Source organism: Pseudonocardia sp. ICBG601 (assembly GCF_020496245.1).
Map to the genome: position 1 here is coordinate 3,304,337 of NZ_JAHLJA010000148.1, position 16,259 is coordinate 3,320,595.

Annotated in this window: 14 protein-coding genes; 5 read left to right on the plus strand and 9 right to left on the minus strand. The window is 73.7% G+C overall.

The window, feature by feature from the left end; all coding sequences use genetic code 11:
• Positions 1-33: 33 nt before the first annotated feature.
• From KPL57_RS45130 to KPL57_RS45160, 7 genes are all read right to left on the minus strand, one after another.
• Complete coding sequence (locus KPL57_RS45130; RefSeq protein ID WP_226356492.1) at positions 34-1,722, minus strand: PQQ-dependent dehydrogenase, methanol/ethanol family; 1,689 nt, start codon at positions 1,720-1,722, stop codon at positions 34-36.
• A gap of 13 nt (positions 1,723-1,735) precedes the next feature.
• A complete protein-coding gene (locus KPL57_RS45135; protein WP_226356493.1) occupies positions 1,736-2,200 on the minus strand; it encodes an MSMEG_3727 family PQQ-associated protein in 465 nt (154 codons plus the stop codon).
• 551 nt (positions 2,201-2,751) lie between these two features.
• On the minus strand, positions 2,752-3,513 hold the full coding sequence (locus KPL57_RS45140; protein WP_226356494.1) for a ribonucleotide-diphosphate reductase subunit beta: 762 nt from the start codon (positions 3,511-3,513) through the stop codon (positions 2,752-2,754).
• A gap of 19 nt (positions 3,514-3,532) precedes the next feature.
• The gene (gene rd / locus KPL57_RS45145; protein WP_337829806.1) at positions 3,533-3,739 is read right to left on the minus strand and encodes a rubredoxin; all 207 of its coding nucleotides are present in this window, start codon (positions 3,737-3,739) and stop codon (positions 3,533-3,535) included.
• 258 nt (positions 3,740-3,997) lie between these two features.
• The gene (locus tag KPL57_RS45150; protein WP_226356495.1) at positions 3,998-6,094 is read right to left on the minus strand and encodes a prolyl oligopeptidase family serine peptidase; all 2,097 of its coding nucleotides are present in this window, start codon (positions 6,092-6,094) and stop codon (positions 3,998-4,000) included.
• 24 nt (positions 6,095-6,118) lie between these two features.
• Complete coding sequence (gene rnhA, locus KPL57_RS45155; RefSeq protein WP_226356496.1) at positions 6,119-6,610, minus strand: ribonuclease HI; 492 nt, start codon at positions 6,608-6,610, stop codon at positions 6,119-6,121.
• A 23-nt stretch (positions 6,611-6,633) separates the two neighbouring features.
• Positions 6,634-8,028 (minus strand): hypothetical protein, encoded by a 1,395-nt coding sequence (locus KPL57_RS45160; RefSeq protein ID WP_226356497.1) that lies wholly within the window; start codon positions 8,026-8,028, stop codon positions 6,634-6,636.
• A 222-nt stretch (positions 8,029-8,250) separates the two neighbouring features.
• Between KPL57_RS45160 and KPL57_RS45165 the strand changes: the two genes are divergently transcribed.
• A complete protein-coding gene (locus KPL57_RS45165; RefSeq protein WP_226356498.1) occupies positions 8,251-9,624 on the plus strand; it encodes an MFS transporter in 1,374 nt (457 codons plus the stop codon).
• 17 nt (positions 9,625-9,641) lie between these two features.
• Entirely contained in the window at positions 9,642-9,941 is a 300-nt protein-coding gene (locus KPL57_RS45170; protein ID WP_226356499.1) for a hypothetical protein, read from the plus strand.
• Here the strand turns inward: KPL57_RS45170 and KPL57_RS45175 are convergent.
• Positions 9,916-10,359, minus strand: coding sequence for a DUF2000 domain-containing protein (locus tag KPL57_RS45175; protein ID WP_226356500.1), 444 nt, complete (start codon positions 10,357-10,359; stop codon positions 9,916-9,918). The genes KPL57_RS45170 and KPL57_RS45175 overlap by 26 nt on opposite strands.
• A 49-nt stretch (positions 10,360-10,408) precedes the next feature.
• Between KPL57_RS45175 and KPL57_RS45180 the strand changes: the two genes are divergently transcribed.
• Positions 10,409-11,251, plus strand: a complete 843-nt coding sequence (locus KPL57_RS45180; protein ID WP_226356501.1) for an AraC family transcriptional regulator — start codon at positions 10,409-10,411, stop codon at positions 11,249-11,251.
• Positions 11,252-11,254: 3 nt separating this feature from the next.
• Here KPL57_RS45180 and KPL57_RS45185 read toward each other — a convergent pair whose 3' ends face one another.
• Entirely contained in the window at positions 11,255-11,929 is a 675-nt protein-coding gene (locus KPL57_RS45185) for an MBL fold metallo-hydrolase (protein WP_062404714.1), read from the minus strand.
• A gap of 369 nt (positions 11,930-12,298) precedes the next feature.
• On the opposite strand from KPL57_RS45185, the gene uvrA reads away from it, so the two are divergent.
• Together uvrA and infC are read left to right on the plus strand one after the other, a co-directional pair.
• On the plus strand, positions 12,299-15,301 hold the full coding sequence (uvrA, locus tag KPL57_RS45190) for an excinuclease ABC subunit UvrA (protein WP_226356722.1): 3,003 nt from the start codon (positions 12,299-12,301) through the stop codon (positions 15,299-15,301).
• Between the two features lie 229 nt (positions 15,302-15,530).
• Complete coding sequence (infC, locus tag KPL57_RS45195) at positions 15,531-16,169, plus strand: translation initiation factor IF-3 (protein WP_062402817.1); 639 nt, start codon at positions 15,531-15,533, stop codon at positions 16,167-16,169.
• Positions 16,170-16,259: the final 90 nt, after the last annotated feature.

Consider the following 16,259-nt stretch of genomic DNA (forward strand, 5'->3'; position numbering starts at 1 on the left):
CACAGCGTCTCGGGTCCCCGGGGTCGGCCGGATCTACTGCTCGGGCAACGCGAAGCAGAACAACGCGTCGCCCGCGGCCGCACCGAGCAGGCCCGGCAGGAACCCCTCGACCCAGCCGCCCCACCCGGTCGGCACGGCGATGAACTGCCTGCCGTCGACCTCGAAGGTGGTCGGGCTGGAGTGGTGCCCGCTGCCGCACTGGAACGACCAGAGCTTCTCCCCGGTCGAGGCGTCGAGCGCGACGAACTCACCGGTCGGGGTGCCCTGGAAGACCAGGCCGCCCGCGGTGGTCAGCGTCGAGGCGCACATCGGGTACTCGTTGTTCCAGCGCCACTTCTCCTCGCCGGTGAGCGGGTCGATCGCGGCGACGAACCCGTAGAAGTCCTCGATGTCGACGGCGACGCCGGCGCCCCAGTAGGGGATGGACTCCTTGAACTCACGGCGACGCCGGGTGGCGGTCGCCCCGACCTCCTGGACGGGCACGTACATCAACCCGGTCTGCGGGTTGTAGGACATGTGTGTCCATTCCTTGCCACCCGCCGGGCCCGGCCAGAAGTGCACCGGGACGCCCTCCTCGTCGGGGTAGATCTTCGGCGTCACCTTGCCGTCGGGCGTGATCTCGCCCCAGGTGATCCGGTCGACGAACGGGAACACCCGCACGAGCTCGCCGTTGGTCCGGTCGAGCACGAAGAAGTAGCCGTTCTTGTCCGCGTGGGCGAGCAGCTTGCGCCCGTCCGGCGCGTCGAACAGGACGTTCTCCATCGTGGAGTCGTAGTCCCACAGGTCGTGCGGGGTGAACTGGTAGTGCCACTTGATCTCGCCGGTGTTGACGTCCACCGCGATCGTCGAGTCGGTGTAGAGGTTGTCGCCGGGGCGGATGTCGCCGTCGAAGTCCGGCGCCGGGTTGCCGGTGCCCTGGAACAGCAGCTCCAGCTCCGGGTCGTAGGTGGGCGTCACCCAGCAGTTCGCGCCGCCGCGCTGCCAGGCCTCGCCGTCGTCGGGCCAGGTCTCCGAGCCGGGCTCGCCCGGCTTCGGGACGGTGTAGCAGCGCCAGCGCCGCTCACCGGTCTCCGCGTCGAACGCGTCGAGGTGGCCGCGGACGCCGAACTCCCCGCCGGCGCTGCCGACGATCACCAGGTCCTTGACGATCAGCGGCGCGACCGAGCCGCTCTCCCCGGCGCGTACGTCACCGTTGACGGTGTCCCACACCATCTTCCCGGTCGTCGCGTCGAGCGCGACGATGTGCGCGTTGAGGGTGTACATGTACACCTTGCCGTGCCCGACGGCGAGGCCGCGGTTGACGTTGCCGCAGCACAGCGACACGTCGTAGGGCGAGGCGTGCTTGTACCGCCACAGCTCCTCGCCGGTCTTCGCGTCGATCGCCCAGGCGCGGCCGTCGGGACCGGAGACGTACATGACGCCCTCGATGATGATCGGTGACGCCTCGAACGAGTAGGTGGACGCACCGGACTGCATGCCGACGGCCCCGGCCTGGAAGACCCAGGCGGGGGACAACCGGCGGATCGAGTCCTTGTTGATCTGGTCGAGCTCGCTGTAGCGCTGTCCGTCGTAGGTGCCGTAGTAGGTCAGCCAGTTCTGCGGCTCGGAGCGTGCGCCGCGGATGCGGTCGTAGTCCACGGTGGACGTGGCCGGGGCCTCGCCCCGGACGTTGGTCAGCTGCACGTGCGGGATCGCTTCACCCGCGTCGACGTAGTCGGTCATCTCGGGATCCTTCCTACGGTCGCGGCTGCGGGGGACGGTCGAGCTTGGCGTGGTCGGGTACCTCGCCCCCGATGACGATCGACCCGGTGAGACCGCGGCCCTCGTCGTTGCCGCTCGCGGAGCCGTAGTAGTACGTTCCCGGCCCGTCGAGGTTGATCTTGGCGGTGCCCTTGGAGTGGTTCACCAGCCAGATGAACTTCGGGTCGCCGTTGCTGGGCAGCACCGCGCAGTGGGTGTTCTTGTCGTCGTTGATGAGCGTCAGCTCGATGTCGCCGCCGTGCGGGAGGATGAGGACCCCGGGCTCGTAGCAGATCTCGTCCTCGGGGATCCGGATCGTCGCGCGGAGTACGCCGTCGGGTCCCTCCTCGGCGTAGCCGATGGTCCCGCTGCCGAGCAGCCGGCCGAGTGCGAGCCGGTTCTGCCCGCCGAGACCTGCGGCTTCCAGCTGTTCGGCGCGTTCGTTGTCGGTGGTCGTCATTGACACTTTCCTCCCGAGCGCAATTCGTCGGTGGGTACGTGATCACCTTCACATCGCACGGTGGTAAGCGTCAACCCCGCGCGTCCATCCGATTCTGCGCCGACGATCATGAACGCGCGAGTTCGAATGCGGAATGATCTCCGACGAGCGTCACGGGCTCGGCTCGGACGATCTTCCCGCAGGTCAGGACCGGCTACGCGGTGTCGGCCTCGCGGCCCGGAATCGATTGCCCGGAAACAGTGGGAACAATCTGCGGACCGCCCCGTGGGGCGTCGGGAAAATGCTGGGAAAATGCGGGCGGGCGCCCCGGAAATCGTGGCCGCCGGAGATCGGTGACGTCGGTGCGGCGACAAGCACCGTCGCGGGGGCCGGGGCGGCCGTCCCCGCCGTGACGTGCGGCGCCGCACCCGGGACGGCGCCGCGGGCTCCGGTGTGGACACCCGCGGTCCTCGCCCGCGGAACCGTCCGCGCCCATTCCGTGCAGGTCACGCGGCCGGCCCGGAGGAATGAAACACATGTTTCCCGAAAGGGCGACGACCGGCGTGGGGGTGTCACCAGAACTTGATGCCCGCCGCCTTCAGCCGACGGCGGTGCTGCTTCACCGCGAGCGCGATGGCCTCGGGGGTGATGAGCCCGCCCCAGACCTTCGACGCGGTCTCGCCCTGTTCGAGCAGCGCGTCGGCCTCCTCGCCGCCCAGCTCGGCGCTCTGCACGACCCGCGAGCCGAAGCCGATGTGCCAGCGCTCGTCGCGCAGGACCAGCTCGGTCCCGCGGTGCACGCCCGGCAGCGGGACGGACAGCCGGTCCAGGGTCTGGAGCATCGCGTGCTGCCCGGCCAGCAGCACCACACCCTCGATGACCATGTGGTAGAGCCCGACCGCCCCGGTCAGTCCGGTGTGGTCCTCGGCGAGCCCGCGGGCGGTCGCCGGCAGCCGGTGCTCGAACAGGTCGACGAGCTCGGAGCTCACCTCGCGTCGCAGCACGTCCAGCCGGTCGGCCGGGGTGTCGCCGGGGACGCCCAGCACCTGCGCGGCGACCAGGTCGAAGAACCGGGCGTGCCGCGCCTCGTCGCGGGCCTGGGCGCGGAACGCGGCCTGCATGGTGTCGTCGAGCGCCGCCGCCTGGTACGAGCCGAGCTGCCCGGCGACCGAGGCCTCGGCGATGCAGAAGCCGGCGACCAGCCCGCGCACGGTCGCCGCCTCGTCCGGCGCGAGCCGGGTCCACGCGTCGCGGTCCGGGCCCAGGTCGAGGTCGGTCTCGTCCCACTGCAGCGACTCGGCCAGCTGGACGAAATGGTCGTATCCGGCGATCATGACCATGGTCTCGGTGTCCTCACCCCGGGAACTGTTCTCCCGGCTCCAACGGGCGGAAGTCCGACTTGGCGGCGCCGCAGATCGGGCACATCCAATCGTCGGGGATGTCCTCGAAGGGGGTGCCCGGCTCGATGCCGCCGTCCGGGTCGCCCTCCTCCGGGTCGTAGACGAAGCCGCACGGCTCGCAGATCCACAGGGACCGCGTGGCCTGGTCGGACATCGTCATGCTGCTCCCCACGGCGTCGTCGCCCACGCCCGCCGGTCGCCCGTGACCGGGTCCGGCGGAGGTGTCCCTCCGGCCCAGGGAGCCACAGTGTGAGCGGGGTCGCAAGCGGGCCCGGAGTCCCGTCGCGGGCACCGGGGACCGCCGCGCGTCCGGTCACGGACGGACGCGTGGCGCCCTCACCTGCGACGACGCGGTGTCCGGAGATCAGGTCCGGCCGGCGCCGGTGATCGTCGGAATCGGTGAAACACGTGTTCGCGCTCAGGCGCCGAGCGCGTCCCGGAGGAACCCGACCTGCAGGAGCAGCAGGTTCTCGGCGACGACCTCCTGCGGCGTCATGTGGGTGACGCCGGACAGCGGCAGCACCTGGTGGGCACGCCCGGCCGCGAGCAGCGCCGAGGATAGCCGCAGGGTGTGCGCGGCGACGACGTTGTCGTCGGCGAGACCGTGCACGACCATCAGCGGGCGGTGCGGCCGGTCCGCGGTCGGCGGGGTCGCGGCGTCGTCGATGATCGACGAGCGGGTGTAGGGCTCGCCGCCCGGCATCCCGAGGTAGCGCTCGGTGTAGTGGGTGTCGTAGAGCGTCCAGTCGGTGACCGGCGCGCCGGCGATGCCCGCGTGGAAGACGTCGGGCCGGCGCAGCACCGCCAGCGCGGACAGGTACCCGCCGAACGACCAGCCGCGGATCCCGACCCGCCCCAGGTCCAGGTCGGGGTAGGCCTCCGCGGCCGCGTGCAGGGCCGCGACCTGGTCCTCCAGCACCGGGCCCGCCAGGTCGCCGTGGATCGCGCGGTCGAACTCCGGGCCGCGGCCGGGGGAGCCACGACCGTCGGTGACCAGCACGGCGAAACCCTGCTCGGCGAACCAGCGGCTGGTCAGGTGCGCGTTGCGGGCCTGCAGCACCCGCTGGGAGTGCGGGCCGCCGTAGGGGTCGAGCAGCACCGGCAGCGGGGTCCCGGGCACGTGGCCGGACGGCAGGAACACCGCGGTGCGCAGCTCCCGCTCACCGAAGGAGTGCAGCACCGGGGCCGGGTCGAATCCGGGGTCGACGGCGTGCCCGGCGACCGGGTGCTCGGCCCCGGCGGCGGTGACGAGCACGGCGTGCGGCGCCGTCGCGAGGTCCTGGGACACGCGCACGGTGGTGCCCCCCGCCGCGGCGACGGCGTGCACCCCGGTCGTCGGCGTCACCGCGACCGGCTCGGACCCCGGGGTCACCGACCAGACGGCCACCGAGGTCGGCTCCGTCGAGGCGCGGAACAGGACGGTCTCGCCGTCGATGCCGACGACCCCGCGCACCTGCAGCTCCGGGCCGGTCAGGTAGGTGTCGCCGACGACGAGCCGGCGCGCCCCGCCGGAGTCCTCGGCGCGCACCAGGGCCCCGGACGCGGTGCGCGCCGGGACGCCCGGCACGTTCTCCACCCACACCGGGTCGGTCTGGGAGTGCAGCGTGGTGGTCTCCCCGGTCGCGGGGTCGACGGCCAGGGTGCGGACCTCGCGCTGGTCGCGCGGCTGGACCGACAGCAGCGGGCCGTGTGCGTCCCAGCCCGCGGTGGCGAGGTACTCGTAGGTCTCGTCGTCCCAGGTCACGGGGGTGCGGCTGCCGTCGAGCGCGACGACGACCAGCCCCACCCGGGCGTTCGGGGTGCCGGCGGCGGGGTAGCGGACCGTGGCCGGGACGCGGTCGGGGTGCGCCGGGTCGGCGATGTGCCAGCGCGCGACCGGCGACTCGTCGACCCGGGCGACGAGCAGCGCGCCGCCGTCGGGGGACCACCAGAACCCGCGGTGGCGGTCCATCTCCTCGGCCGCGGCGAAGTCGGGAAGGCCCCAGGAGACGTCGTCGCCGTCGGGGGTGAGCACGGCCGTCGTCGTGCCGGTCGTGAGGTCGTGCAGGTGCAGCGCGCCCTCGGCGACGAAGGCCACCCGGGCCCCGTTCGGGTCGATCCGCGGGTCCACCACGGCCTCGATCCCGCCGACGTCGAGCGGGCGCACGTCCGGCTCCCCGGTCAGCGCGACGGTGAACGGCCGCCCGGACAGCGCGAACACGGCGCGGGTGACCGCGGCGTCGGTGGTGTACCCGACGACGCCGCCAGCCTGCTCCCGGACCCGCTCGCGCCGGGCCCGCTCCGCGGCGGGCAGGTCCTCCTCGCCGGGCAGCCCGGGCACCGACGCCGGGTCCACGAGCAGCCGCTCGGCACCGGTCGCGGCGTCGACCGACCACAGGCAGGTGACCGGGTCGGTGCCGGACCGGCTGCGCAGGAACACCGCCCGCGACCCGTCCGGGGCGACGGTGAACCCGCGGGGGACCCCGAGGGTGAAGCGGCGGGTGCGGGCGTGCAGGCGGGGGAACGAGTCGGCCACGCGGCCGACGCTATCTCCCCGGCGTCACCGCGTGCGGGACGGCCGCTTCCCGGACGCGCGTCCGCCCGCCTCCTCGCAGCCGCGGGCGGCGAGCCGGTCGGCGCGCTCGTTCTCCGGGTGCCCGGCGTGCCCCTTCACCCAGAACCAGGTGACGTCGTGGCGGCGGACGGCGGCGTCGAGCTCGCGCCACAGGTCGTCGTTCTTGACCGGCTCCCCGGCGGCGGTCCGCCAGCCGCGGGCCTGCCAGCGCGGCAGCCACTGGGTGATGCCGTTGCGCACGTAGGTGCTGTCGGTGTGCAGGTGGACGACGCTGCGCCGGGTCAGCGCGTCCAGCGCGCGGATCGGGGCGGTCAGCTCCATCCGGTTGTTCGTCGTGCGCTCCGGCTCGCCGCCGTGCAGCTCGCGCTCGTGGCTGCCGTACCGCAGCACCGCACCCCACCCGCCCGGTCCCGGGTTCGGGACGCAGGCACCGTCGGTGAAGATCTCGACGACAACGGACGGGTCGGCGGTGCTCACGGCCGGTGACGCTAGCGGGCGGCTCAGTAGAGCCGGAACGCCGCCCGGGCCGCGGTGAACCCGGCGCCGGTACGGGCGTCGCGGCACTCGACGCCGGTCCGGGAGCTCACGCAGGTGACGTCGCCCTCGGTGAGGTGGGTGCCGTAGTCGAGCACCGCCGCACCGGAGCCGACGGGCGCGCCGCCGCACTCGGTGCGGGCACCCGCCGGCCCGCCGGTGACCAGCGCCGCGTCCGGGCAGTCACCCGCCGACCAGGTGCGGGCGGTGACGTCGCAGCGGACGGCGCCGTCCCCGGCGCCGCCGGTGATGCGGCAGGAGATGTTGCCGGTCGGGGAGGTGAACGACGCGGGTGACCCGAACGCGGCCGGGTCGGCCGCGGTGGTGCCCGCGACCAGGTCCGCCGGGGCCGCCACCGGTGCGGCACCGGTGCCGGACCCCTGCGGTGCGCCGGGGTCGCCGGTGCGCTCGGATCCCACGTAGGCGGCGACGACCACCGCCGCGGCCAGCACGAGCGTCGCGGCCACGGCGATCGCCGCGGCCCGGTGCGGGACGGCGCCACGCAGCCCGCCGTCGGGGAGCCGGGCCGCGGACAGCCGGTCGCGCAGGGCGTCCCAGCGGCCGGCGGGGGTCCCGGACGCGGCGTGGCCGGGCGGGTACACGACCGGCACGGGCGCGGCGGCGCGCGGGCCGCCCCGGACCGGACCGCCCGGCACCGGTGCCGCCCAGGGCGCGGTGGGGAAGGGGGCGCGGCCGGGCGTCGGCACCGCGGCCCACGGTGCGTGCGGACCGGCGACCGGGCGGGCCCCGGGGTGCGCGGCGGACCACCCGCCCGGCGCCGCGTGCTGTCCGGCCGAGGCCCCCGCGGTCGGTGCCGAGCCCGGGCCCGCGGCACGTCCGCGGTTCGGGCCCGTGTCCGGCACCGCCCGCGGTCCGGCGCCGGGAGCCGCGTGTGGTGCGACGGCCGGCATCTCTCCGCTGCCGGCCGGGGCGCCGGTCGGGTCCGCGGACGGGGCTTGGCCCGGTCGACCGCCGCCCGGGGTTCCGCCGGTCCGGTCGCTCCCGGCCCCGCCGGGGCCGGTCCGCTTTGCGGGGACCCCGCCCACCGGCCGCTCCTCGGCGGGCACGGCGGGCCAGGGCATCGGCGGGGTCCGCGGGCCCGGCCGGTTCCGGACGTCCACCGGTCCGGTCAGCTCGGTGGGCTCCGGTGCGGGCTCCGGCGGCGTCCCGGCGGGGTCGGCGGTCCCGTCCCCGGCGCGCGGGGCGGGGACCGGGCCGGGCGTGCCGGGCGCGGGTGCGGCGGTGCCGGGGGCCGGGTCGCCGTCGGTGGGCGCGGCGCCGGTCAGCAGCGTCGTCGGATGCCCGTTGCGGCGGCCCTCCGGGCGCGCGGGGGTGCGGTCGTCGGCGTGGGGAGCGCTCATCGGTCCGGGACGCTAAGCGGGCCGACCGCCCCCGGACAGCGGCCGTTCGGAGCAGTAACGGCGGCCGGTCGCCTCGTAACGGTGACCGTCCGTGCACGACGACCGTCCGTCGCGCCCCTCCCGGCGGTCCTGCCGGACGCCGCCCGTCCCGTACCGGTCACCGCACGACATCGTTGCGATGTGCAATGGTGAGCAACGCCAACGACGGCGAGGGAGGCGGCGATGACCGAGGCACGGCCCACGACGGCCACGAGCGGACCCGCGGCGGTGCTGGAGTCGCTGCCGCTGTCGGGATGGCACCGGCGACTCGTCGTCCTCGTGGGGATCGGGTCGTTCTTCGACCTGTACGAGGTGTTCCTCGGCGGCGTGCTCGCCCCGATCCTGGCCCGCCAGTGGGCGCTCGGCTCGATCGGCAAGGCGGCGGTGGTGTCGTCGGGCTTCCTCGGGATGTTCGTCGGCGCGGTCCTGCTGTCGATCGCGGCCGACCGGTTCGGCAGGCGCACCGTGTTCCTGCTGAACCTGCTGACCTACTCGCTGTTCTCGGTGGCGGCGGCGTTCTCCCCGAACCTGGAGACGTTCCTCGTCCTGCGCTTCCTCGCCGGCCTCGGGCTGGGCGCCGAGCTGGTGCTCGTCGACACCTACCTGGCGGAGTTCCTGCCCCGGCGGGTGCGCGGCCGCTGGACGGCGTGGGCGTACACCGTCGGCTTCCTCGGGGTGCCGGTGGCCGCGCTGCTCGGCGGCCGGCTCGTCGCGGCGCAGTCGATCGCGGGCGTCGACGGCTGGCGCTGGCTCCTCGTCGCCGGGGGCCTGGGCGCGTTCTTCGTGCTGGTGCTGCGCCGCGTGCTGCCCGAGTCCCCCCGCTGGCTGGTCACCCACGGGCGGCGCGAGGAGGCCGCCGCCGTCGCGGCGGACGTGGCCCGGCGGGCCGGCGCCCCGGTCGACGGGGAGGTGTCGACGGCCGACTCCGGGGAGCCGCGCGCCGGCTCGACCCTGGCGGTGCTGCGGACCGCGTTCAGCGGGGTCTACCGCACCCGCACGGTGATGCTCCTGATCTTCCAGGTGCTCCAGACCGTCGCCTACTACGGTTTCGGCACGCTCGCGCCGCTGGTCCTGGTGGCCAAGGGCTTCGACATCACCGAGTCGCTCGGCTACGCCGCGCTCAGCTTCGCCGGGTACCCGCTGGGCTCGCTCGCCTCGGTCCCGCTGGTCGAACGGTTCGAGCGGAAGTGGCTGATCATCGCCTCGGCGCTCGCGATCGGCGTGCTCGGCATCGTGTTCGCGGCCGGGTCGACACCGCTGGTGATCGTCGGCTCCGGGTTCCTGCTGACCGCGGTGAGCAACGTGTTCTCCAACGCGTTCCACATCTACCAGGCCGAGATCTTCCCGACGACGATCCGCTCCACCGCCGGCGGGATCGCCTACTCGCTGTCCCGGGCGACGTCGGCGTTCCTCCCGTTCATCGCCGTCCCGCTGCTGGCCACGGCCGGACCGGTCGCGGTGTTCGGCGGCGCGGCGGGGCTCATCGTGCTGCTGTGCCTCGACGTCGGCCTGCTCGGCCCGCGCTCCACCGGACTCGCGCTGGAGGAGCTGGGCTGAGGGGGCATCCTGACCGCGTGAGCCAGGCCCTCTACGAGATCACCGTCAACGCGCTGCTCGACCGCGACCGCCCGCTCACCCGGGCCGACTGGGACGCCGCCGTCGCCCGGGTCGGCGGGCACCGCCTGCCGCAGCTGCTCGCCGAACTCACCGACGCCGGGCTGGTCGGCGCGGACCTGCTGCCCGGCGCCGTCGCCGAGGCGTGGGCGTCCGCGGACCGCCCGCTGGACCGGCTCCCGGCGGCGCGCTGGCGGGAGCTGTTCGACGACGCCGGGCTGGCCCCGCCGGCCGTCACGGATGGGTCGTCGTCCCCTTGAGGATCTTGTCGACGGCGTTGCGCGGCCCGTGCAGCGCCACCCCGACCAGGTCGAGCTCCTCGGCCCGGGCCGCGGCGACCACCGCACGGTTGTCGTGGTCGTTGCCGGTGGAGAACATCGCCGCGGTGAACACCGCCACCGGCAGCCCGCGGCCGACCGCCCGGGCCCGGCAGGCCGCGAGCGTCGTCGCGTCCCCGGCGCGCACGAGCACCGGCAGGCCGAGCGTCGGCAGGTAGGCGGTGCCGTCGGCGTCGGCGTAGGGCTCGCCGATCAGCTCGGGGACACCGGCCGCGACCCCGGCGGCGAGGAACGCGGTCACGTTCGCGACCTGCCAGCCGAGCAGGTCGTCACGCAGCACGACGGCGATCTTGGTGGCGGGGCGTGCGGGGGAGGAGGGGAGCGGGGCGGAGATGGTCACGTCGTCGATCCTCGACGGCCGGGCCCCCGCACTCTTGTACGTTCCTCACATGAACGGGGCCGGGCCGCGGGCGCCGGGCGAGGCCGTCACCGCCTGGCGGCCGCAGCGCGTGCCGGGCATCGCCGAGGTGCTGCACGCCCGCTTCGTCCGGCACCGGTACCCGCTGCACGCGCACTCCACGTGGACCGTCCTGATCGTCGACGACGGCGCCGTCCGCTACGACCTGGACCGCCGTCCGCACGGGACCGAGGAGGCCCCGGTGACGCTGTTGCCGCCCGGGGTCGCGCACGACGGACGCGCGGCGGGCGGCTCCGGCTTCCGCAAGCGGGTCCTCTACCTCGACCCCGCCGCGCTCGACCCGGGGGCGTCCGGGACGGGCGGTCTGGTCGGCCCCGCGGTCGACCGGCCGGGCGTGGCCGACCCCGTCCTGCGCCGCAGGCTCGACGAGCTGCACCGCGCGCTGGTGGTGCCGGGGGAGGAGTTGCACGCCGAGAGCAGGCTCGCGCTCGTCGCCGAACGCCTCGCCCTTCACCTGGACCCGGCCGCCGGGCCCGGCCCGGCACCGGCGGACGACCTGGCCGGCCGGCTGCGGGACCTGCTCGACGCCCGGCTGGTCGACGGGGTGACCCTCGCCGAGGCCGGGCGGCTGCTGCACGCCCACCCCGGCCACCTGGTCCGCACCTTCTCGCGGCGCTTCGGGCTGCCGCCGCACCGCTACCTCGACGCCCGCCGCGTCGAACGGGCGCGGTCGCTGTTGCTGGACGGGACCCCGCCGGCCGCGACGGCCGCGGCGGTGGGGTTCCACGACCAGGCGCACCTGCACCGCCGGTTCGTGCGGCTGGTCGGGGTCACGCCGGGCCGCTACGCCCGCAGCGGCCCGGCGGTGCGCTGAGGGTCACCAGCCCCGCGAGCGCCACTCCGGGATGCTCGGCCGCTCCGCCCCGAGCGTCGAGTCGTCCCCGTGGCCCGGGTAGAACCAGGTGTCGTCGTCGAGCCGGTCGAACACCCGCTCCTCGAGGTCGCCGATGAGCTGTGCGTTGTCCTCCGCCGACCAGGTCTTCCCCGGCCCGCCCGGGAACAGGCTGTCCCCGGTGAACAGGTGCGGCCGGTCCTCCCCGCGGTAGAGCAGCGCCAGCGAGCCCGGCGTGTGCCCGCGCAGGTGGATGACCTCCAGCTCGATCTCGCCGAAGGTGATCGTGTCGCCGTGCTCGACGAACTCGTCCATCGGGGCCGGCAGCTCCGGGGCGTCCTGCGGGTGGGCGATCAGCCGCGGCTCGAACATGCCCGCGATCGCGCCGAGCGCCTGCCAGTGGTCGGCGTGGCGGTGGGTGGTGACCAGGTGGCGCAGGTCCGGGCGCTCGTCGGCGGCGCCGATGAGGTCGGCGATGCGGGTCGGCTCGGCCGCCGCGTCGATCAGCAGCGCCTCGTTGCTCTGCTTGCACACGAGCAGGTACGCGTTGTTGTCCATCTCGCCGACCGAGACCTTGCTGATGCTCAGCCGCTCGAGGTCGCGGCGGATGGCCGCGCCGCCCGGGTCGGTGTGACCGGTGTAGTTCTCCAGGACGTCCACGAGCGGGAGGGTAGCGGCCCGCACCGACATCCCGCGGTGGGGAGAACCCGCCGGTCGCACCCACGGGGCCGCTGACGGATCGAACGGACGTGCGAGTACCGTGCGCTGCGGACCGACCGGCGCGTCCCGGTGTACATCCACCGCGCCGGACCGCCTGCGGGGCCCGCTCGACGGGCTCGCTGTCGGTGGGTCGACCTAGCATCGACGGCGGACGTGGGGACGAACCTCACCGGTCACAGGTGCCCGGTCGCGGAATGTCCCCCAGCCCTGCGGGCGCTACGACGGGGTATCACCCGGACGGCACCGCCACCCCAGGAGGCGCGAAACGTGAGCGACCACAGCACCGACCGCCGCGACGCCGGCACCGCCCTGTCCCCGGGCGCGTCGCCGGTCCCGGAAGGGCCGAAGCTGGTCGTGCGTGGCGCGCGCGAACACAACCTGCAGGGCATCGACATCGACCTGCCCCGCGACAGCATGATCGTCTTCACCGGGCTGTCCGGCTCCGGCAAGTCCAGCCTCGCGTTCGACACGATCTTCGCCGAGGGCCAGCGGCGCTACGTCGAGTCCCTCTCGGCGTACGCGCGCCAGTTCCTCGGGCAGATGGACAAGCCCGACGTCGACTTCATCGAGGGCCTGTCCCCGGCGGTCTCGATCGACCAGAAGTCGACCAACCGCAACCCGCGGTCGACGGTCGGCACGATCACCGAGATCCACGACTACCTGCGGCTGCTCTACGCCCGCGCCGGCATCCCGCACTGCCCGACCTGCGGCGAGCGGATCGAGAAGCAGACCCCGCAGCAGATCGTCGACCAGGTCCTGGAGATGGAGCAGGGCAGCCGCTTCCAGGTGCTCGCGCCGGTCGTGCGCACCCGCAAGGGCGAGTTCGTCGACCTGTTCGGGAACCTGCAGGCCCAGGGCTACTCCCGCGTCCTCGTCGACGGCACGGTCCACCAGCTCTCGGACCCCCCGAAGCTGAAGAAGCAGGAGAAGCACGACATCTCCGTCGTCGTCGACCGGCTCTCGGTGAAGGCGACCGCCAAGCAGCGCCTCACCGACTCGGTGGAGACCGCGCTGCGGCTGGCCGACGGCCTGGTCGTGCTGGACTTCGTGGACCTGCCCGACGACGACCCGCAGCGCGAGCGCCGCTTCTCCGAGAGGATGGCCTGCCCGAACGGGCACACCCTCGCCGTCGACGACCTCGAGCCCCGCACCTTCTCCTTCAACTCGCCCTACGGCGCCTGCCCGGCCTGCTCCGGCATCGGCATCAAGAAGGAGGTCGACCCGGAGCTGGTCGTCCCCGACCCGGACCTGTCCCTCGGCGACGGCGCGATCGCGCCCTGGTCGTCCGGGCACAACGCGGAGTACTTCGGCCGGCTGCTGTCCGGCCTGGCCACCGCGGTCGGGTTCCGGATGGACACCCCCTGGCGCAAGCTGCCCGCCGCTGCTCAGAAGGCGGTCCTGCACGGCAGTGACGACCAGGTCCACGTGCGCTACCGCAACCGCTACGGCCGCGAGCGCTCGTACTACGCGAACTTCGAGGGCGTCATGCCGTTCCTCGAGCGTCGCCTGGAGCAGACCGAGTCCGAGTCGCAGCGGGAGCGCTACGAGGGCTACATGCGCGACATCCCCTGCCCCGCCTGCAACGGCGCCCGGCTGCGCCCCGAGGTGCTGTCGGTGACCCTGCCGCACCGCGACCTGGGGGAGCGGTCGATCGCGCAGGTGTCGAACATGTCGGTCGCCGAGTGCTCGCAGTTCCTGAACGGCATGGTCCTCGACGACCGGCAGGCCATGATCGCCGGCGCGGTGCTCAAGGAGGTGCAGGCCCGGCTGGGCTTCCTGCTCGACGTCGGGCTGGACTACCTGTCGCTGGACCGCGCCGCGGGAACGCTGTCCGGCGGCGAGGCGCAGCGCATCCGGCTGGCCACCCAGATCGGCTCCGGCCTGGTCGGGGTCCTCTACGTCCTCGACGAGCCGTCGATCGGGCTGCACCAGCGCGACAACCGGCGCCTGATCGACACGCTGACCCGGCTCAAGGAGCTGGGCAACACCCTGATCGTCGTCGAGCACGACGAGGACACCATCCGCGCCTCGGACTGGGCGGTCGACATCGGCCCCGGCGCCGGTGAGCACGGCGGCCGCGTCGTGCACTCCGGCACCATCGCCGACCTGGAGTCGCACGACACCTCGCTGACCGGCGCCTACCTGTCCGGGCGCAAGTCGATCCCGCTGCCCGAGCGCCGCGAGCTCGACCACGACCGCAGGCTTACCATCGTCGGCGCCCGCGAGCACAACCTGCGCGGCATCGACGTCGACGTGCCGCTCGGCGGCCTGGTGTCGATCACGGGGGTGTCCGGGTCCGGCAAGTCGACGCTGATCAACGACATCCTCGCCACGGTGCTCGCGAACCGGCTCAACGGCGCCCGCCAGGTACCGGGCCGGCACACCCGGATCAACGGCATCGACGAGCTCGACAAGCTCGTCCGGGTCGACCAGTCGCCGATCGGGCGGACCCCGCGGTCCAACCCGGCGACCTACACCGGCGTGTGGGACAAGGTCCGCAAGCTGTTCGCCGCGACCACCGAGGCGAAGGTCCGCGGCTACGCCGAGGGCCGCTTCTCCTTCAACGTCAAGGGCGGCCGCTGCGAGGCGTGCACCGGCGACGGCACGATCAAGATCGAGATGAACTTCCTGCCGGACGTCTACGTCCCCTGTGAGGTCTGCAAGGGGGCCCGGTACAACCGGGAGACCCTCGAGGTCCACTACAAGGGCAAGACCGTCGCCGACGTCCTCGACATGCCGATCGAGGAGGCCGCCGAGTTCTTCGAGCCGATCACCTCGATCGCCCGCTACCTGCGGACCCTGGTCGACGTCGGCCTCGGCTACGTCCGGCTGGGCCAGCCCGCGCCGACGTTGTCCGGCGGTGAGGCCCAGCGCGTCAAGCTCGCCAGCGAGCTGCAGAAGCGCAGCAACGGCCGCACCGTCTACATCCTCGACGAGCCGACCACCGGCCTGCACTTCGAGGACATCCGCAAGCTCCTCGCCGTCATCCAGGGGCTGGCGGACAAGGGCAACACCGTGATCGTGATCGAGCACAACCTCGACGTCATCAAGACCTCGGACTGGGTCATCGACATGGGCCCGGAGGGCGGCTCGGGCGGCGGGACCGTGGTGGCCCAGGGGACGCCGGAGCAGATCGCGGCACACCCCGACAGCCACACCGGCCGGTTCCTGCGCGACCTGGTCACCCCGGACGACACCCCGGTCACGCCGGTCCGGCGGCGGGCCTCGTCGTCGAACGGCAACGGCACCGCGGGCGCGGGGCGGCCGACGACCGCACGGCGCAGCCGGGCCAAGGCCACCAGCGCGGGCTGAGCCCCGCCCCGGGCCGGGTCCGCGCAGGTCCCGGCCCGGACCCCGCGTTCCCGGCACACCGGCGGCCTGTTACCCTCGGGAATGCGACCACCCGGGATCGCGTTGACACGTGTGTTCCGGGCGTCAAGTGGAGCCCCGCTCCCACCCGCGCCGTGATCGTAACGGTGTCCGGGTCCATGGTCCGGCTTCGCGGCAGCATTCTGTCGCGGGCCGATCAACGGGTCTTCGCTTGTCGTCGCCGGCAGCAGGTAGTAGCGACACAGCGAGTCACACAGGAGACCCCATCAGCACAGAGCCCCGCATCAACGACCGCATCCGCGTGCCCGAGGTCCGCCTCGTGGGCCCGAACGGCGAGCAGGTCGGGATCGTGCGTATCGAGGACGCCCTCAAGCTGGCCCAGGACGCCGACCTCGACCTCGTCGAGGTCGCCGGCCAGGCCCGCCCGCCGGTCTGCAAGCTCATGGACTACGGAAAGTTCAAGTACGAGAGCGCGCAGAAGGCCCGGGAGTCCCGGCGCAACCAGCAGCTCACCGTGATCAAGGAGCAGAAGCTCCGGCCGAAGATCGACAAGCACGACTACGAGACGAAGCGCGGTCACGTCATCCGCTTCCTCGAAGGCGGCAACAAGGTCAAGGTCACGATCATGTTCCGTGGTCGCGAGCAGTCGCGTCCCGAGCTGGGCTACCGCCTGCTCCAGCGCCTGGCCGAGGACATCGGTGACATGGCCGTCGTCGAGGCCGCTCCGAAACAGGACGGCCGCAACATGACGATGGTGCTGGCACCGACCAAGAAGCCGGCGTCGCGCAAGACGACGGCCGCAGCCAGCTCCGACGCCCCGGCCGACGCCCCCGCCGAAGCCGAGGCGTGAGCCCGCTCCCGTGCCCGGCCGCAGCCGGGCACGGGAGGGACACGCAGTACCCGCACCGACCCCCGGAACCTCGGGGGCCGACATCGAACG

Excerpts from the sequence above, each read along its gene's own strand:
- KPL57_RS45135 (WP_226356493.1), bottom strand. The coding sequence starts at position 2,200 with ATGACGACCACCGACAACGAACGCGCCGAACAGCTGGAAGCCGCAGGT.
- KPL57_RS45130 (WP_226356492.1), bottom strand. The coding sequence starts at position 1,722 with ATGACCGACTACGTCGACGCGGGTGAAGCGATCCCGCACGTGCAGCTG.
- rd (WP_337829806.1), bottom strand. The coding sequence starts at position 3,739 with ATGACGATGTCCGACCAGGCCACGCGGTCCCTGTGGATCTGCGAGCCG.
- KPL57_RS45180 (WP_226356501.1), top strand. The coding sequence starts at position 10,409 with ATGAACGGGGCCGGGCCGCGGGCGCCGGGCGAGGCCGTCACCGCCTGG.
- KPL57_RS45160 (WP_226356497.1), bottom strand. The coding sequence starts at position 8,028 with ATGAGCGCTCCCCACGCCGACGACCGCACCCCCGCGCGCCCGGAGGGC.
- KPL57_RS45140 (WP_226356494.1), bottom strand. The coding sequence starts at position 3,513 with ATGATCGCCGGATACGACCATTTCGTCCAGCTGGCCGAGTCGCTGCAG.
- KPL57_RS45165 (WP_226356498.1), top strand. The coding sequence starts at position 8,251 with ATGACCGAGGCACGGCCCACGACGGCCACGAGCGGACCCGCGGCGGTG.